Here is a 19570-nt window from a genome sequence, read left to right on the forward strand (position 1 = left end):
TCAAAAAGTTGAATGGATTTTTATAAAGTTTCAGCTTACAAAATTCGTAACTAAAAAATCTACCAAGAACTATTCCTCGTCCTTGGTATAACCTAAAATTTTAAACATTTCATCTGCCGACTGCTCATTACGATATACATAATCGAAGAAATTACCTTTCTCGTCCCGATCGATAATTACGTGTTTTGGCGCCGGAATCAAACAGTGTTTAATTCCGCCATAACCACTAATGGCATCCTGGTATGCTCCGGTGTGGAAGAATCCAAGGTAAAGCGGCTCCTTATCATCATCTGAATAGGCAGGAAGTAAAACCTCCTGGTTAAAGTCTTCCGAGTTGTAATAATCAGAATGGTCGCAGCTGATACCGCCAATATTGGCACGTTTGTATTCGTTATTCCATTTGTTGATAGGCAGTAAAATAAACTTTTCGAAAATCGACCACGAATCCGGGATGGTGTTCATTAAGCTATTGTTAATGATATACCAGCTTTCGGTATCGTTTTGCTGTTTTTGCTCCAGCACCTCGAAAATGATCGCTCCGCTTTCGCCAACCGTATATTTTCCAAACTCGGTGTAAATATCCGGATCGGGTAAATTTTCAGCCGAGCAGGCCGTTTTTATATTCGACACAATTTCCTTGATCATGTACTCGTAATCGTACTCAAAACCCAGGTGGTTACGAATTGGGAAACCACCTCCAAGGTTAAACGAATCGAGCGTGTCGCACTGTTTCTTCAACTCCACGTAGAGCTTCATTGCTTTTTGGAATTCGCCCCAGAAATACAGACTGTCTTTAATTCCCGAATCAACAAAAAAGTGAAGCATCTTTAATTCGATGTTTTTCTTTCCTTTTATCTGATTCTGGAAAAACTCAGGGATATTGGTGTGTCTGATTCCCAAACGAGAAGTGTAATAAGCCGATTGCGATTCCTCGTTAATCGCCATACGAATACCCACTTTTACTTTTTCTCCATTGGCCAGTTTTTCAATCCGCTGCAACTCGTTAATACTATCCAACACAATAATATTATTCTTAAAACCAAGGCGTTGCAGCTCGATGATTTTCGACAGGTATTCCTGCGTTTTATAGCCGTTGTGAATGATCTTCCGGTTCTTATCGATTTTTTTATCCTTAAAAAGATGCAGGATCAGATCGATGTCGTACGATGATGAAGTTTCGAGGTTTACATTGTGTTTTAAAGCCTCGTTAACCACGTGCGAAAAGTGGTTGCATTTTGTACAATAACAATAATAATATTTGCCATTATAATTGTTCTTTTTAATGGCCTTATTAAACAGGTTACGCGATTTTTTTATTTGTTCCCCAATTTTCGGCAGGTATATAAACCTAAACGGGGTACCGTATTTTTTAATCAGATATTTTAAAGAGATTCCGTGAAAAGTTAGTGAATCACCTCTTAAGTCAAAGCCTTCCTGTGGGAAATAGTAGCTTTGTTCAATCAAATCAAAATAAGTATTCTTCATCTACGTAACCATAAAAAATTATTAGTGTTTTTGCTCAAGTTTCAAACCGCAAATAAACTTAATTTTTTTCGATAATTCCCGTACTCAAAGTAAAAACGAAGCAAAAGCGTCATTTTTTTCCATTTCAGCAAAAAGCGGGTAAGAAATGCCAACAGCAATGTTGGCTTTCTGGTTCTGCCTTCCCTGTCGCGCATTCGCAAAAACCAAATAAACTTTTGCGGCAAAATCTTTATTTTCGAAACTTTCACTCATCAAAAAAAATGCTTAATTTGTCTCGGATTTTTTTATTCATTCCTACGAAATTACAATATTCGTATGAAAATATTTTATGTTATTGAATTTAAAATGATTAAACAAGAAAATGAGTAAAGTTTTAATAATTGGTGCAGGTGGTGTTGGCCGTGTGGTTGCCAGCAAGTGTGCGGATAACCCGGAAGTTTTTTCAGAAATTCTGTTGGCCAGTCGTACCGTTTCCAAGTGCGATGTAATTGCAAAAGAAGTTGGTAAAGGCAGAATAAAAACGGCCTCGTTGAATGCCGATAATGTAGCAGATACAGTTGCGCTGATAAAAGAATTTCAACCCGAATTGGTTATCAATGTTGCACTTCCCTACCAGGATCTTCCGATTATGGATGCCTGTTTGGAAACTGGTGTAAACTACCTCGATACTGCCAATTACGAACCCAAAGACGAAGCTAAATTTGAATATAGCTGGCAGTGGGCTTACCACGATCGTTTTAAAGAAAAAGGTATTATGGCCGTTCTGGGTTGTGGCTTCGACCCCGGTGTAACCAGCATTTACACCGCTTATGCAGCCAAACATCATTTTGATGAAATGCACTACCTTGATATTGTAGATTGCAACGGCGGCGACCACGGAAAAGCATTTGCCACCAACTTTAACCCTGAAATTAACATTCGCGAAATTACACAAAACGGACGTTACTGGGAAAATGGCCAATGGGTGGAAACCAAACCTTTTGAGATTAAACAGGCATTGAATTACCCGAATATAGGTGCCAGAGACTCATACGTTCTTTACCACGAAGAACTGGAATCGCTGACTAAAAACTTCCCAAGTTTGAAACGCGCACGTTTCTGGATGACTTTCGGACAGGAATACCTGACTCACTTGCGTGTAATCCAGAATATTGGAATGAGCCGCATTGATCCGGTTAAATACAAAGGTATTGACATTATTCCGTTGGAGTTCCTGAAAGAGGTACTTCCAAATCCGGGAGATCTTGGCGATAACTACACCGGCGAAACATCTATTGGATGCCGCATTAAAGGTGTAAAAGAAGGTGAAGAAAAAACCTACTACGTTTGGAACAACTGCAGTCACCAAAAAGCATTTGAAGAAACCGGTACTCAGGGCGTTTCATACACCACCGGAGTTCCTGCAATGTTGGGAGCCATGATGGTACTTACCGGAAAATGGCAGGGCAAAGGCGTGTTTAACGTTGAGGAATTCGATCCGGATCCGTTTATGGAGAAAATCGGAGAACACGGTTTGCCGTGGAACGAAGAAATTAATGGAGATCTGGAAGTGTAACAACATACTTGCTTCGAGCCCCGGGTTAATAACTTGGGGCTTTTTATTTAACTGCAAAATATTAAGACATTGAATTATAAAGAAATACCCTCTCCGGCTTTTGTGCTCGATGAAAAACTGCTTCGTAAAAATCTGGAGTTGATCAACACCGTTCAGCAGGAAGCCGGAATTGAAATTATTCTCGCATTTAAAGGATTTGCCATGTGGAGCGCCTTCCCCATTGTGCGCGAATATTTAAAAGGAGCAACAGCCAGCTCGTTGTACGAAGCACGTTTGTGTTTCGAGGAAATGAAAACCCGCGCGCATCTTTATTCGCCGGTGTACCTCGATCATGAATTTGATGAGTTGATGAGCTACAGCAGCCATATTGTTTTTAATTCAGTTAAACAGTTTGATAAATATTACCAACGCACGCAAACTGCCGGACATAAAATTTCTTGTGGTATTCGGGTAAATCCTGAATATTCCGATGTGGGTACCGACCTTTACAACCCTAGTGCTCCGGGCTCGCGACTGGGAATTGGCAGCAACGAAATGCCGGATGAACTCCCCGAAGGAATTGAAGGCATTCATTTTCATGTGTTGTGCGAATCGGATTCATTCAGCCTGGAAAAAGTACTCAAGAACCTCGAAAACAAATACAGTAAATATTTGCACCGGGTAAAATGGGTGAACATGGGCGGCGGCCACCTGATGACACGGGAAGGCTATAACCATCAACACCTCATCAAACTGCTGAAAGATTTCAGAAAAAAATACGATGTAAAAGTTATATTGGAACCCGGTAGTGCCATTGCCTGGGAAACGGGCGTTTTGGTTTCAACCGTTCAGGATATTGTGGAACACCAGGGCGTTAAAACAGCGATTCTGGATGTTTCGTTTACTGCCCACATGCCCGACACACTGGAAATGCCCTATCGCCCGAAAATTATTGGGGCCAAAGATCCATCAGAAGAAAGCCGATACCGTTATCGTTTGGGAGGCGGCAGTTGTCTGGCAGGTGATTTTATGGAAGCTTACGATTTTGGACGAGAATTACAGATTGGTGAACAGATCGTTTTCCTTGATATGATTCATTACACCATGGTAAAAACCACCATGTTTAACGGTGTTAATCATCCAACAATTGCCATTTGGACAAAAGATGATGAACTACAGATTATTCGGAAATTTAAATACGAGGATTTTAAAAACCGATTGTCGTAGTTATAAGCTATTTGCTAAAACTAACTAACCAACCTATGAAAAACCTTATTGTTTCAATTTGCCTGCTTTGCAGTTTAACATCATTTGGCCAGAAAGACACCAATGAACGCGCCAAATGGTTCACCGACTCACGCTTTGGAATGTTTATCCACTGGGGAGTGTACAGCGGTGCCGAAGGTTACTGGAAAGGCGAAAAACTGCGTCACGACAACAACTACGCAGAATGGATTTTATACCGAAACCGTATTGAACGCGACGAATATGTTACACTCCTCGACCGCTTTCGATGGGATGAAATTGATCCCGAAGAGTGGGTAATTCTGGCTAAAAATTCGGGGATGAAATACATTACCATTACAGCCAAACATCATGATGGTTTTGGGTTATGGGACAGCCATGTTAGCGATTACGACCTGGGAAATTATACAAACCCCAAACGCGATATCATCGCCGAAATGGCCGAAGCCTGCAAAAAACACCGCATAAAACTTTGTCTGTATTATTCGCATTGGGTGGATTGGGAACACCCGCTTGGTTGGGACCATACCCGCGAAATCTATAAAATATCGGAAAGCGATTACGACCGCTACTGGCAGCAAAAAGTAATACCGCAAATTACCGAGCTGCTAACCAATTACGGCGAGATTTCGATGCTTTGGTTCGATATGTGGATTCATCACTCGGAAAGTATTGTTACCAAAGAACAATTACTTCAGCTGAAATCACAGATTCGAGAGTTACAACCCAATTGCCTTGTAAATTCTCGTTTAGGTCTATCGATCGAGGAAGATTCCGACATTGATTACAAAACACTGGGCGATAATCAACTTGGCGACAAAAAAGAAGATTTCCCATGGCAATCACCGGCAACAGTGGCTCATTCCTGGGGTTTCCATTCGTCTGATTCGCAATGGAAATCAACAACAACATTACTTAAATCACTAATTGGCAACGTTAGCTTGAATGGTAATTTTATGCTGAATATCGGGCCACGTGCCAACGGCGATGTGCCTCACGAGATTTCGCAACGCATGCTTGAAATGGGCAAATGGCTGGAGGTGAACGGAGAATCGATTTACGGTGCAGAAGCTTTCGACCTAAACAAAGACCTTCACGACTGGGGAAAAATTACCTGTAAGCAAGATGGAAACAGCTTTAAATTGTTTTTGCATGTTTACAACTGGCCGTTAAACAAACACCTCAATCTAACAGGAATTACCGCGACTCCTGAAAAAATCTACCTGCTGGCCGATACACAGAAATCACCTCTCTCCTTTTCACATTCCGGAGCATTTACTCAAATCATACTTCCCGATAACGAACCGGATCCGTATGTTTCAGTACTAGTGGTTGAATACCAATCGAAACCGGAGATTATGGATGGACTGGTAGCCCAAACAAGCGACGATGGATATTCCTTACTTCCCGGGAATCAGAATCCGCAGCCTGAATCAATGAAAATTACGTCTCCGGCAAAATACGGTACGGTTCCGGCTTTTGTGGCCGCTGATGGTGTTACTGATTTTAGCTGGAGAATATACGTTGACAAACCGGGTGCAAAACGGGTGGATGTGTCGTATAGTTTTCAGGGCAACAGAAACAACAGCCAGATTGTATTAAAAGCTGCCGGGCAATCATTGTATCACCCAGTACATCCAACCGGGCAAACTGTTGGTGAACCCAACCAGGATTGGCATATCGATAACTTCGAATCGAAAAAAATAGGTACAATCAATTTTCCCAAACCCGGTTTTTACACTATAGAGCTCAGCATTCAGCCTACTGAAGCAGATCCGATCAGGTTCCAGTGGTTGTGGATTAAATAAGTTTGAATTGAGGATAAAAGACTAAACGGCCTTATTAACAATTGTTGATAACCGTGGTTAATTCATGGTGGATATAAACGACTGAAAATCACTTGCATTTTTCATTTTTCGCTGTATATTTGATCTATCAGGTGAGCGATAAAAGGCTGCTTGGAAATTGTGGAAACGGGAAAAGTTTCTTAGTCGAAACCGGAACCATTTCATCCCACCCTTCGGGGCGGCACAGTGAAAAAGCTGAAGTTTGAACGCGATATTCTGGAGTATCAAAGTTCAGGCAATCATCTGGAAGAAAATCCAGAAGTTCTTTCAAGATTGGGTCATCAGGCAGGAAGTAACAAGATCAAGGTCTTAACTGCGAAACTGCACAACGAAAACGAGGCAACTCAAACCCGTTGATTGGAAAGGGGACATCCTTAGGGATTAGCTGAATACACTGACAGACACTTCGTTCAGGAAGGTAAGCGCGATTACCGAAAGAACAACCGAAAGGCTGAGCCGTAGAAAGCAAAGCCGGAAAGTTAAGGCACAAGCCGATTCGAAAGAAAAAGCCAACGCCGGTCGTAATAACCGTAACCTGGCACCAATAGTAACTTCGGTTACTTGAGAGTGAATGGGAGCTATTTGTAACAAAATAGTTCCCATTTGTGTTTTATAGAAACCGATCATTCTCCCTCATATTCCCAAAACAATCCACATAAATTCATTCCAGCTCTTGATTTACGTTTTAGTATTATGTAATTTTAACAAAACACAAGTTTAATTCCCGACCTTTCTGTCTGGTGATTACACTGTTATTTAAAATTCTTAAATAAAATGTTTAAAATTCTAATAATTGGTTTTGCCATAATCGCCTTTAATGTTGTTCTTCAGGCGTGGGCAAATATCTACCTTACACGAAAAACAGTAAGTGTTATAAGCGAGTGGAAGAAAAAGCTCAACAATTTGCGAATATTACGCCTGCTTGTTTATTCCTTTCTGTTTCTAACATTCTTACATGCAATCCACTCTCTGATTTGGGCCTATTGTCTGTACCTTATCCCAACCATACAGCCCGATTTTGCCAGTTTTCACGACATGTTCTATTACTCGATTGTCACTTTCACAACGCTTGGTTATGGCGATATGACAATTAGCTCAGAATGGAAAATTCTGTCGGGAATTGAGGCGATAAACGGAATTATGCTTATTGGATGGTCAACAGCATTGATGTATTCGTTGATTCAAATTATATATAAAACCTTACGAGAACAAAATGGCAAGCAGCGATAAAACTGAACCAAAAGAACAAGATCCGGTTGAAAACAAACAACAGGAAACACCAGCGAAAAAAAGTCCGGTAAAGAAAATAAGTCTTATCATACTTATCATCACGGTACTTATTTTTATCATCAATGTCCTTTCCGATCGCCATACGCCTCACACCGATCAGGCGCGGGTAAAAGGGCTCGTACTGCCGGTGGCCCCAATGGTTAGCGGCTACATTGTTAAAACAAATGTTACCCAGCACTCGCTTGTAAAAGCAGGCGACACACTGTTTATCATCGATCCAACATCGTACGAAATTGCCGTAAAAGTTGCCGAATCGAACCTTGAAAAAGCCATTCAGTCGATTGATGCAGGTGAGTCGTCGTTAAAATCTGCACAGGCACGTTTAAGCCGTGCAAAAGTTAAACTCGAACGATCGACAAAAAACTGGGAACGCACCCAGCGTGTTTTGGCAGAAAACGAAGGAGCCCTTTCGGAAGCCGACATCGACAGGTCGGAAGCTTCGTATCTCGAAGCTATCGAATCCGTAAAATCATCGCAGGCCGATCTGGAGCGGCAAACCGAAGCTTTGGGGCCGTTAAACGAAAACAATCCAACAATAAAAGCGGCCTTAAACAACCTCGAGAATGCACAAATTAATTTGGGGTACACAGCGGTCATTGCTCCATCTGATGGAATTGTGGAAAGCTTTAACATCGAAGATGGCTATTTTGCTGCGGCAGGGCATTCACTTATGTCGCTGGTTTCGAACAACGATATGTGGATTCAGGCCAACCTGAAAGAAAATAACCTCTCGAAAGTTAAACTTGGCGACAAAGTGGAACTGATTTTTGACATTGAACCCGGTAAGGTTTTCGAAGGGAAACTCACCAGTATTTCTTACGGCGTATCGGTTGACAATACCAACCCGAACGGTTTGCCAAAAGTGTCATCGGCACAGGGTTGGTTACGAGACCCACAACGGTTTCCGGTGATGATCGAACTGGAAGACAAAGAAATTATAAGCAAACTACGCCAGGGCAGCCAGGCCGAAATTGTAGTGTATACCGGCAAAAAGCCACTACTGAATATGATTGCCCGTTTACGCATCAGAATCATGTCGAAACTTTCGTATGTCCGATAAAATCAAAACATATTTTACAGATTTAAGAAACGAATACCCTGTTATACGTGCAGTATTTGCCGTTACGCTTGCACTGGTTTACGCCACAACTGTGGGTTATCCGGCTCCTCACCTCACGGCCATTTTAACCATGATGTTTATCGGTCCGGGGAAACAGGCACTCGGCCTAAAAAAAGAAATAATTGTTCCTTTTTTAATTTATGTTCTGGGGTCCATTGGCGTTTTTCTGGGCAACAGGCTTATCGACTACCCGCTTGTAATTCTGCCATTGCTGGCTCTGGCAATTTTCTGGAGTTTCAAACTGGTAAAAATTCCAGCCCCCATCCGTTTGGTATTTTTGATGTTGATCGTGCTTATACCCTTTAATAGTATAACAGCCAACGCCATTGGCGGAATAATTCTACAGGTTTTATTGCTTAACCTGATCATTGCACTGATCATCGTAAAGATTGCGTTTGCGTTATTCCCCGACAAACCGGTAAGTACCAACCTTGCAAAAAAGAAAAGTGCAGCGCCTCCCAATCCGCTCGACATGAACAAAGTGGCTTTAAACGGTGTGCTGGTGATTTTCCCTCTGGTAGTACTATTCTATCTTTTTAATGCCACCGTTGGAACGCTTACACTTGTTTTTACCATTATCCTTGGATTTGATCCTTTTGTTTACCAATCAAAAAAAGGGCTGGTTATAATTGTAGCCAACATTCTGGGTGGATTCTTTGGTGTTCTGGCTTATCAACTCTTAATTATTGTACCTGCTTACCTGTTCTATATTTTCCTGATTCTGTCGGTAGCTTTCTTTTTTATGATCAACCTGTTCTCTACCAAAAAAATAGCGCCCGTTTTCGCAACAAGTTTTAATACATTTATTGTGATTATGGGAATAATTTCCACCTCAAGCAGTGGAGCAGGAAGTGAAGTCTGGAATCGTTTATTACAGATCGGTATTGCCATTGTTTACACCACATTGGCCTACATTGTGGTTACCGCTTTTAATAATCCTAAAATCTCAGCAATTGAAGAATAAAATTACATACCCACTTCTCACCTGTATGTTCGGAATGTTTGTTTTTTCGTGCAATGTTCACGAGAAATTCACTCAACCCGAAATTGATATTCAGGAAACGTATACCGACCAGATAGCCGACAGCAGCAGCTTTTCAGATGTTGACTGGTGGCAAATCTTCAACGACAGTATGCTTATCTCACTCATTCGCGAAGGACTGGAAAACAACCTGCAGGTGCAAAATATGGCGACCTCGATAAAACAGTCGGAGTTGCAATACGAAATTGCCAAAACCATGTTAATTCCGGCGGTAAATTACGGAGGAAGTGCATCTACTTCGGCAAACTCCTTATCCTCGGGCACTTTTAAAGGCAATGTGGCAGCACTGGCCAATGTTTCGTATACGCTCGATTTTTGGGGCCAGCTAACCAACCAGCGCGACGCCGCACTGGAAGCATACCTCGCCACCGAAATTGGCTATCAACAGGTAAAAGCAACACTGGTAACACAAATTGCAAGTTTGTATTTTACATTGCGCGATATCGACAACAAAATCATTGTAGCCGAGAATATGATCGTGAACATGAACGATTTTCACGACATTATTGGTGCGCGATACCGGGGAGGATTTGTTTCGAAAGTAGATGTTAACCAGTCGGAAATTGCGGTAAAAGATGCAGAAGTAACACTGGAATCGCTACTTCGTGCCCGCGGACAACTGGAAAATGCCATTAGTATTGTATTAGGGTCGGCACCAAAATCTATCCCGCGCGGTCTGCCACTGGAGCAACAGGTTATTACATCGGAAATGCCTCTTGGCGTACCTGTTTATTTACTTCAGCGCCGCCCCGATATCATTATCAACGAGAAGAAATTAAAGGCACAACTACGCATTATCGATGCCACGCAGGCCTTACGGTATCCGAATCTAACTTTATCGCTTGATGTGGGTGCACAAATTACAGACCCATCAATGGTATTTACCGAGTTGGCTGCCGATTTGCTGGGACCGATATTCAATGCCGGACGAATAAATAAATCGATTGCCGTGCAACAGGAAGAATACAATATTCTGGTAAATAACTACATCCAGTCGTTTTATTTGGCTTTACAGGAAGTACAGGATGCTGTGATTGCCATTGATTCGTATCAAAAAGAGTTTGAAATCAAAAAACAAAAACTCGATCTTTCGCAGGAAGCACTCGACCTGGCCTGGGTGCGTTACGAAGAAGGTGTGACGACTTTCCTCGAATTTATAAACTTGCAAAACTCGCTGTTTAGTGCGCAATTGCAAGCGTCGGATTCGTATATGAATTACCTGCAATCGGTGGTAAAACTGTATTTGGCACTTGGCGGCGGCTGGGAATACGAAGCTTATGTTGAAGCTGATTAGTGTGCCGTAGCAAATCATTTTCTTACTACCTTTACCCACTAAAATTCAGAACATGATTCCTACGATTAAAAATCTAAAACATACCGACGCGGGCAACTTTTTTCTGATGGCCGGCCCGTGCGCCATTGAAAGCGAAACCATGGCGATGGAAATTGCCGAAAAAGTGGTTGCCATTACCGACAAACTTAAAATCCCTTATATTTTCAAAGGCTCGTATCGAAAAGCCAACCGTTCGCGCATCGATTCGTTTACAGGAATTGGCGACGAAAAAGCATTAAAGATTCTAAAAAAAGTTAGCGAAACATTCGATATTCCGGTGGTTACTGATATTCACACGGCGGACGAAGCGGCGATGGCTGCAGAATATGTTGATGTGCTTCAGATACCCGCATTTTTGTGTCGCCAAACCGACATTTTGGTGGCTGCTGCAAAAACCGGGAAGGTGGTAAACATCAAAAAAGGACAGTTTCTTTCGGCTGATGCCATGCAATTTGCAGTGAACAAAGTTCGTGAAAGCGGAAACAACAATATCGCACTTACCGAAAGGGGAACAACATTTGGCTACCAGGATTTAGTGGTGGATTACCGCGGAATTCCGGTAATGAAAGAAATGAATGTTCCGGTTGTTCTGGATATTACCCATTCGCTGCAACAACCCAACCAGGCCAGCGGCGTAACGGGTGGCAAACCGGAATTGATTGAAACGGTTGCCCGCGCCGGAATCGCTGTTGGAGCCGACGGAATTTTCATCGAAACACATCCTAATCCTGCCGAGGCCAAATCGGATGGTGCGAATATGTTGCAACTCGATCTGTTGGAGCAACTTTTAACCAAGCTGGTTTTACTAAAACAAACCGTCAATCAACTGGGATAAATGGCATTTCAAACAATTGCAGAGGAATTAAACGAGCTGGTAACGAACTGGGTAAAGAAGTTTGAAAATTTGCCGCCGCCAACTATTTCCGATCGAAGAAATAGTCAGGACCGTTCGATCCGGCAAATCGTTGGCCACATGGTTGATTCGGCCTCGAACAATACACACCGTATGGTTCATCTGCAATACAGAGAATCGCCGGTTGAATTTCCGAATTATGCCACCTTTGGCAACAACGACAGGTGGATTGCCATTCAGAATTACCAGGAAGAAAACTGGAGTGTACTCGTAAACCATTGGAAATTTGCGCATCTGCATTTTATTCATGTCATCCGAAATATAAATACGGAGAAACTTGATCAGCAATGGATTGCAGACACCAATCAGTTTGTTTCGCTAAAAGATATGGTGGAAGATTTTCCACGACATTTTAAGCTGCACATCGGAGAAATTGAAGAACTATTAAACCAACAATAAGATGCAAAAAAGAAGATCGTTTTTAAAGAAAGCCATTGCGGGAGTTACCCTATCGGCCTTGCTTCCTATTACCAAAAGTGCCACTGCCGGCGAGGTAAAACTTAAGAATGCGCTGATACATCATGTATTTTTCTGGCTAAAAGAACCTGCAAATGAGCAGCATAAAAAACAACTGGTTGAAGCTCTAAACCAACTCACCAAAGTAAAAACCATAAAACTAAGCCACATTGGTTTTCCGGCATCAACCGAAGACCGTGATGTGGTAGACCATTCCTATTCGGTGTCGTATATGGTACTATTCGATAGTCAGGCCGATCAGGATTCGTACCAGATCGATCCGATTCACCTGAAATTTGTAGAGGAAAACCAGCACTTGTGGAATAAAGTGATTGTGTACGACTCGATAGACTAATTCATTTTTCTTTCAAATTAACGCGGAATACAATTTATCCAGTGCGGAGCACACTTTTGGTCGCGCGGAACCCTCTTTCGGTTGCGCGGAACATTCTTTCACCTGTGCGAAGCCCTCTTTACCTGACGCGCTGTCAGTTTTGGGTAGTGCGAAGCCTTCTTCACCTGACGCGCTGTCAGCTTTCAGTCGTGCGAAGACCGCTTTGTGTTGTGCGAAGATGTTTTTATGTTGCGCGAAGTCCTTTCTGTAATGCACATAAACTATTAAAAGGGCTGGATAACTTGATTTCATCTCTTCATAATAAACGTATTCCGTCATATCAACTTATCAGGATTTTACAATAAAAAGTGTTTGCCATTCATCCTACAATTGACAATAAATTTTCAGGATCTTGCGAAAAGAATCACAAACGTTCAGCGATTAATAGAAGAAAAGATAAGCCAGCAATATGGATGCGATGATTCCTACAAAATCGGCAATTAAACCACAAATTACGGCATAGCGGGTATTTTTAATTCCAACGGCACCAAAATAAACGGCCAGAATATAGAATGTTGTATCGGTGGCTCCCTGCACAGTACTTGCCACGCGGCCAACAAACGAGTCGGCACCGTAAGTTGTCATGGCGTCCACCATCATTCCGCGCGCACCACTTCCGCTCAGTGGTTTCATTAGTGCTGTTGGCAATGCCGGGGTAAAATCGGCATTAACGCCCATTTGCTCAAAACACCAGGTAACACCGGCAACCAGCCAGTCCATAGCCCCCGATGCACGAAACACACCAATGGCCACCAAAATAGCCACCAGGTACGGAATGATCTTCACGGCAGTTTTAAACCCGTCTTTTGCCCCCTCGATAAACGCCTCGTAAACATTTACCTTGCGGAACAAAGCCATAAGAATAAAGGCTACAATTACCGTGAACAGGATAAAATTACTGGCTACATTCGATACCTGCGTTATGGCATCTTTATCGAGGGTTGAAAAATACCAGATGATACCCACAATGATGGCCGTTAATCCTCCAAGGTAGGCCAGAATCGTTTTGTCAAGCAGGTTTATTTTCTGGTAAATCGCCACCGAAATCAGTCCGGCAATGGTAGAAAAATAAGTAGCCAATAAAATAGGAATAAATATATCTGACGGATTTACCGCTCCCAACTGGGCTCGATAAACCATAATACTTATGGGTAGCAAGGTAAGCCCCGAGGTATTCAGCACCAAAAACATAATTTGTGCATTCGATGCCGTTTTTTTGTTGGGGTTGGTTTCCTGCATTTCTTTCATGGCCTGCAAACCCATTGGCGTTGCGGCATTATCGAGATTCAGCATATTGGCCGCAATGTTCATTAATATCGAACCGTGTGCCGGATGTTCTTTCCCCAACTCGGGAAACAGTTTATTAAAAAACGGCCCAATAACTTTCGAAAACACATGAACAATCCCGCCTTTCTCCCCTATTTTCATAATCCCCATCCACAGGGTAAGCACACCGGTTAATCCCAGCGATATTTCGAAACCGGTTTTGGCCATATCGAAAGTGGCCTGCACCATGTCGGTAAAAACCTGTGTGTCGCCTAAAAACACAAGCTTTACAAGGGCAATTACAAATGCGATTACAAAAAAGAAAATGAAAAGATAATTCAGTGCCATTCTGCCAATTGAATTTTGATTTTATTCAAGAATTTCTGCTAAAAATTGTGCTTCATAAGTTTGGCATCTAAAGATAGATGAAGTTTTCTTTTCTGCAAACATAAAAAAAGAGGGACTTTCCAGCCCCTCTTCCATTCAAACCAAATCTCTATTTATTATTTGTATTCCGGACGTTGTTCCAGAACACCGATTTGTTGATCTAACTGATTTTGCGGAATTGGCATATATTTGTCGTTATCACTGAAGTTTGCACCCGACAAGAATGATGGGCGAACTCTAAGGTCAGCAGTAGCGAAACCATTAAGAATTTCTGCCATACTTTTACCACCAATCTGATTAGGAAGATCATCCCAGCGACGAAGATCGAAGAAACGCATACCTTCAGTAGCAAACTCCAAACGTTGTTCCCACTGTACAGCTTCCATAGCAGCATTTGCATCAGCAAACGATGTATATAATCCAATTTGATAATTAGCAGCTGGTTTAGTCCAGTCTACATCTCCTCCGGTTAAATAATCAGCGTCAGATGAACCTATACCCCAAGGATATGCTTCAGGAGGAAGTTTTGTAATAAGTACTTTTCCCATAACCACGTCACTATCTTTAGCACGCTGGCGTATCATATTTACATAAGTACGAGCAGTTTCCAAATCGCCACGGTAAGCAGCACATTCAGCTTTCCAAAGAATTACATGAGTGTAACGTAAGTAACGATAGTTGTTGGCGTTAATACCTGTTTGCCATCCTGTAGTTGTAGACAAGCTAAAACGCTCTGACTTTTTAAAGAATGGTTTTGCAACCGGCAGATAAGGACCACCATCAGTTTGTTTACGTACCCATGCATTACCGCGGTTAATACCCCAATCTTTATATGGGATACCACGACGGCTGAGAGTATGATCAACACGTGGATCAAGAGCATGATCAGTAGGAACAAAAGTTTCGTCCGATCCAATTCCAGCATCATTTGCCAAATCGGCATCATTAAATGTATCGAACATTGGTAAACCGTTAGCATCTACTTTATAGGCATTGAAAAGGTTTTGTGAAGGCTGGTGAAAACCACAGCACATACCTATATCTCCACCGTGTGGCCAGTTCAAACCAATTCCCATCTCAGCATTCAACGACTCGTTGATATCGTTTACGTTTGCCTGTATTTCAAAGATCGATTCTCCATTATTGTTTGTTGCAATGTTGAAGTTGTCCATAAAATCAGGAGCTAAAGTATACTTTCCACTCGCAATGATTTGATCGAGTAATGCTTCTGCTTCCGAATATTTCAAATCCTGCAGGTATGCTCTTGCAGCCAATGCCATCGCAGCATATTTAGTTGCACGACCAACCTGAGCTTGTGAAGCAGGCAAGTTGCTTGCAGCATAAGCTAAATCATCAGTGATAAATTTAAGGACTGCTCCATCAGCGTTTACGTTAGTAACCTGTGAAGGATCCTCTGTATTTTCATCCAGAATTGGTAAGTAATCTCCAAATACCAAACGAGCTTCAAAATAGAACATGGCACGCAGGAATCTGGCCTGAGCTCTGTATTGAGTAGCCTCATCTGCAGTAATAGTTCCATCCTCTTCAGTTTTATTGATCACTTTTATGGTTTTATTGGCACGGTCAACACCCATACCAAAAGCCCATTGCCATTTATTTGATGGATATCCGTTGGTTGTTTGAACCTGCCAACGTTCGATATCATTAACAGGAGTCTGGTCTCCTTCTTCCGATCCTTTATAAGCATCGTCAGATGCTGCAGAACCGTAAGTCCAGTTTTGGATAGATGCTCCCCATGAAATTTCCCAAAGAGAACTACCTCCCACCATCGCGTAGGTACCGATCAGCAAGGCGTCAATACCGGTAGCATCGTAGAAAACATTCTCTGAAGTGGAACCAGGAGGTTCCTTTGTCAGGAAGTCTTCAGAGCATGAATATGACATGGTTAGTAAAAACACTATAACCATTAATATTGATAGTTTTTTCATAATTCTTATCTGTTTAATATTCAAATTAAATTAACTGTTATAAACCGAGTTGAACACCGAACATGATCTGACGTGGTGTTGGCCACGCACCTTGGTCCAATCCCATAGTGGTTCCTGAAGAATTAACTTCCGGATCCAATCCACTATATCCAGAGATAGTAAATACGTTAGATACCTGTCCGTAAAGTCTTAAACTTTTAATTCCTGCTCTATCAAGCAATGATTTAGGAACAGTATAACCCAGACGTAAGTTTTTCAAGCGTAGATAAGAAGCATCTTCCAGGAATGCAGTAGAAGGTTCCTGAGAATAATCATTTTGATCCAACATTGGTAATTTTGCTTTTGAGTCGTCATCCAGATAAGGACTTCCCCAAGAATTGTACAAGGCGTCTTTACTTAAACCTCCATTAAACTGACCGTAATCAATCCAGCGAGTTACATAGTTCACCATATCGTTACCTAAACTTCCGTAAAAGAACATTGTTAAATCAAAGTTTTTATAACCCAAATTAAGGTTCAATCCTCCAACTAAATCAGGATGTGGACTTCCGATAAAAGTTCTGTCATCAGCAGTAATTGTACCGTCGCCATTCACGTCTCTGTATTTAAAGTGACCTGGTTGGTTGTAATCAGTATCACCATACGGAGCGTGTGCATCAGCTTCAGCCTGAGTTTGGAAAATACCATCAACGATATATCCGAAGAATTCAGGGAATGCAGTTCCTGCTGCATAACGAGTATAGGTCTTTTGACGCAAACTTCCGGCATCAATATAACGATCAGGATCTCCTGAAAGTCTCATGATTTCGTTTTTATAATGCGACAGGTTCATGCTTATGTTGTAAGTAAGATCACCACCAACAGCAGTATTATTATAAGATAACTCGAAATCAACACCTTTGTTACGCATTTCACCAACATTCACGTAAGGAGCAGTTGCAATACCCATTACCTGTGGTATCGGTTCACGGAACAACATATCTTCTGTGTCGCGTTGCCACAAGTCAATAGCAACTGATAAATGGTTATCCAACATATTCGCATCAATACCGATGTTTACTGTTTTAGTTGTTTCCCAGGTTACATCTTCACTACCTAAAGTAGCTGGTTTAAACCCTGATACAGCACTTGTATTCGATCCATCGATTGCATACGATGCTCTGTAAGAATCAGTTGAATAAGTTGAGTATGAGTTATAGTTACCAATACGGTCGTTACCTGACATACCCCAACCTAAACGCAATTTTAACATATCTAACCAGCTACGAGATCCTTGCATAAAGCTTTCTTCAGAGATTGCCCATGCAGCAGAACCAGCAGGGAAAACAGCATATTTGTTTTCTTCACTGAAACGTGAAGAACCGTCACGACGTACTGTACCTTCCACATAATATTTACCCATGTAGTTATAATTTACACGACCAAATACAGAGAACAATGACCATTCTGATGCATTACCACTGTTTTCTTTGTTACTTTCACCTGAATCTAATTGCATGTAATTAGGATCTTCAGAGAAGTATACACGACGACTTGCATTCAATGACTGATATGTATTTTCAACAGCCTCTGTACCTACCAACAAGTTCAATCGATGAACATCGTTAAATGTTTTGTTGTAGTTTAACGTGTTCGACCAGTTCCACTGAATGCTGTAATTCGAGTTTACATCAACTCCATTCACAGTATTTGGTTCTGAATGTTCGTAGGTTGGAAGAACATAACCTTTGTAGTTCCACTGTCCCATGTTTGCGCCAAATAATGTTTTTGCGGTAAGGCCTTCAGCTAAAGTAACTTCAGCAAATGCGTTACCTAAAATACGCATCCATTTACCATTGTTATTACGTGCGTCATAAAGCACACGAACAGGGTTTGCAGAGTTACCCATCTCCGGCGCTTTTGAACCTGCAAATTCACCGGCGATATCGTATACTGGGATGATAGGTTGTGAACGGTAAGCTTGCGAAATTACAGTTCCTTCACCGTTATCACCAAAGTTACCATTCTCGTCGATGTATACAACTTGTAATGATTCACCCACTTTTAACCAGTCGTTAAATTTGGCATCCGAGTTCATACGCATGGTATAACGTTTGAATTCTGTCCATTTTAAAATACCTTCCTCGTCAAGGTAATTGGCAGAGAATGCGTAAGTAGAGTTTTTACCACCACCACTAACTGAAAGGTCATACTCCTGAATGATACCGGTTTGATAAATCTCATCGTACCAATCAGTACCTAGTTTGTTCGCTTTAAAGATAACATTACCAGGATAGCTGTAAGCTGATTCATCAACTTCACCATTCATAGCACCACCAGGCAAAATATAATCAGGAATAACTGGAGAAGATCCAGAACCATATTGTTGGTGAGAAGGAGCTACTCCCCTGTTAGCAAACGATAACCAAACAGCTTCGGCATATTCCGGAGTATTCAACAAATCGTATTTGTTTGTTGCTTTGGTAACACCGGTACGTACAGAGAAATTAATGCTTGGCTGCTGGTTTGCACGTCCGCGTTTGGTGGTAATAATTACAACACCGTTTGCACCACGTGTACCATAAATAGCAGCAGAAGAAGCATCTTTCAATACTGAAATACTTTCAATATCTCCCGGAGGGATATTGTTACCTGGTCCTGAAGGTACACCATCGATAATATACAATGGATTTGGATCGTTAATCGTTCCAATACCACGAATACGAATGGTAGCATCGGCACCCGGACGGTTAGCAGAAGTAACGGTAACACCCGATACCTGACCTTGTAAACGGCTGGCAACACTGGTTTCAGAAGTAGTCTCCAGCTTTTCAGCGGAAACAGTAGAAACAGCACCTGTTAACTCTTCTTTCATTTGAGTACCGTAACCAACAACAACAACTTCGTCAACTCCGATCACGTCGGCTTTCATAACTACATTAATTGTTGATTGACCGGCAATCTCAACCTCCTGAGTTAACATCCCGATGTAAGAGAAAGTTAAGTTCTCAGCGCCTTGGGGCACTGTTAAGGTGTAATTACCATCAATGTCGGTGATTGTTCCCTGAGTAGTTCCTACAATCACAATCGACACACCAGGTATCCCTACGCCATCTTCACCGGTTATAGTACCGGTAACAGCTGTTTGCGCATAAGAACCTAGAGAAAATGCCATGAATACAGACATCATAAGCAAGGTTAAAAAACCTCTTAAAGGATTTTTTTCCATAGATTTTAAGTTTTGGTATTAATAAATAGAAATTTGAATAAAAAATTATTCTGGATTGAATTGTAGTGAGCCTACAATTCTACATAAGGATCAGTGTGGCT

The 19570-nt window shown here is 41.7% G+C and carries 16 protein-coding genes; 10 read left to right on the forward strand and 6 right to left on the reverse strand.

Annotated elements, in window-relative coordinates; all coding sequences use genetic code 11:
• Nucleotides 1-69 precede the first annotated feature (69 nt).
• Complete coding sequence (locus tag G4420_RS17950) at nucleotides 70-1485, reverse strand: type III PLP-dependent enzyme domain-containing protein (protein WP_163325326.1); 1416 nt, start codon at nucleotides 1483-1485, stop codon at nucleotides 70-72.
• Between the two features lie 84 nt (nucleotides 1486-1569).
• Complete coding sequence (locus G4420_RS17955) at nucleotides 1570-1737, reverse strand: hypothetical protein (protein WP_163325327.1); 168 nt, start codon at nucleotides 1735-1737, stop codon at nucleotides 1570-1572.
• A gap of 109 nt (nucleotides 1738-1846) precedes the next feature.
• Between G4420_RS17955 and G4420_RS17960 the strand changes: the two genes are divergently transcribed.
• From G4420_RS17960 to G4420_RS18005, 10 genes are all read left to right on the forward strand, one after another.
• On the forward strand, nucleotides 1847-3040 hold the full coding sequence (locus tag G4420_RS17960) for a saccharopine dehydrogenase family protein (protein ID WP_163325328.1): 1194 nt from the start codon (nucleotides 1847-1849) through the stop codon (nucleotides 3038-3040).
• 69 nt (nucleotides 3041-3109) lie between these two features.
• Nucleotides 3110-4246, forward strand: a complete 1137-nt coding sequence (gene nspC, locus G4420_RS17965) for a carboxynorspermidine decarboxylase (protein ID WP_163325329.1) — start codon at nucleotides 3110-3112, stop codon at nucleotides 4244-4246.
• Nucleotides 4247-4281: 35 nt separating this feature from the next.
• Nucleotides 4282-6072, forward strand: a complete 1791-nt coding sequence (locus G4420_RS17970; RefSeq protein ID WP_163325330.1) for an alpha-L-fucosidase — start codon at nucleotides 4282-4284, stop codon at nucleotides 6070-6072.
• A gap of 813 nt (nucleotides 6073-6885) precedes the next feature.
• Nucleotides 6886-7341 (forward strand): potassium channel family protein, encoded by a 456-nt coding sequence (locus G4420_RS17975; protein WP_163325331.1) that lies wholly within the window; start codon nucleotides 6886-6888, stop codon nucleotides 7339-7341.
• Nucleotides 7325-8461: an HlyD family secretion protein gene (locus G4420_RS17980; RefSeq protein ID WP_163325332.1), complete on the forward strand. Its 1137-nt coding sequence runs from the start codon at nucleotides 7325-7327 to the stop codon at nucleotides 8459-8461. The genes G4420_RS17975 and G4420_RS17980 overlap by 17 nt, the downstream gene beginning before the upstream one ends.
• Nucleotides 8451-9485 carry a hypothetical protein gene (locus tag G4420_RS17985; RefSeq protein ID WP_163325333.1) on the forward strand — a complete coding sequence of 345 codons (1035 nt, stop codon included), beginning with the start codon at nucleotides 8451-8453 and terminating at the stop codon, nucleotides 9483-9485. Before G4420_RS17980 ends, G4420_RS17985 begins: the two co-directional genes overlap by 11 nt.
• Nucleotides 9475-10857 carry an efflux transporter outer membrane subunit gene (locus tag G4420_RS17990; RefSeq protein ID WP_163325334.1) on the forward strand — a complete coding sequence of 461 codons (1383 nt, stop codon included), beginning with the start codon at nucleotides 9475-9477 and terminating at the stop codon, nucleotides 10855-10857. The genes G4420_RS17985 and G4420_RS17990 overlap by 11 nt, the downstream gene beginning before the upstream one ends.
• Nucleotides 10858-10909: 52 nt before the next feature.
• On the forward strand, nucleotides 10910-11731 hold the full coding sequence (gene kdsA, locus G4420_RS17995; RefSeq protein WP_204273738.1) for a 3-deoxy-8-phosphooctulonate synthase: 822 nt from the start codon (nucleotides 10910-10912) through the stop codon (nucleotides 11729-11731).
• The gene (locus tag G4420_RS18000; protein WP_163325335.1) at nucleotides 11732-12208 is read left to right on the forward strand and encodes a DinB family protein; all 477 of its coding nucleotides are present in this window, start codon (nucleotides 11732-11734) and stop codon (nucleotides 12206-12208) included.
• 1 nt (nucleotide 12209) lies between these two features.
• Entirely contained in the window at nucleotides 12210-12620 is a 411-nt protein-coding gene (locus G4420_RS18005; protein ID WP_163325336.1) for a Dabb family protein, read from the forward strand.
• 12 nt (nucleotides 12621-12632) lie between these two features.
• On the opposite strand, the gene G4420_RS18010 is transcribed toward G4420_RS18005, so the two are convergent.
• The 4 genes from G4420_RS18010 to G4420_RS18025 all read right to left on the reverse strand — a co-directional run bounded on the left by G4420_RS18010 (nucleotide 12633) and on the right by G4420_RS18025 (nucleotide 19469).
• On the reverse strand, nucleotides 12633-12938 hold the full coding sequence (locus G4420_RS18010; protein ID WP_163325337.1) for a hypothetical protein: 306 nt from the start codon (nucleotides 12936-12938) through the stop codon (nucleotides 12633-12635).
• Nucleotides 12939-13040: 102 nt separating this feature from the next.
• Nucleotides 13041-14273 (reverse strand): nucleoside recognition domain-containing protein, encoded by a 1233-nt coding sequence (locus G4420_RS18015; RefSeq protein WP_163325338.1) that lies wholly within the window; start codon nucleotides 14271-14273, stop codon nucleotides 13041-13043.
• Nucleotides 14274-14428: 155 nt separating this feature from the next.
• Entirely contained in the window at nucleotides 14429-16261 is a 1833-nt protein-coding gene (locus G4420_RS18020) for a RagB/SusD family nutrient uptake outer membrane protein (RefSeq protein ID WP_163325339.1), read from the reverse strand.
• A gap of 37 nt (nucleotides 16262-16298) precedes the next feature.
• Nucleotides 16299-19469: a SusC/RagA family TonB-linked outer membrane protein gene (locus G4420_RS18025; protein ID WP_163325340.1), complete on the reverse strand. Its 3171-nt coding sequence runs from the start codon at nucleotides 19467-19469 to the stop codon at nucleotides 16299-16301.
• Nucleotides 19470-19570 lie beyond the last annotated feature (101 nt).

The sequence above is a fragment of the Draconibacterium mangrovi genome (assembly GCF_010586825.1).
Lineage (GTDB): Bacteria > Bacteroidota > Bacteroidia > Bacteroidales > Prolixibacteraceae > Draconibacterium > Draconibacterium mangrovi.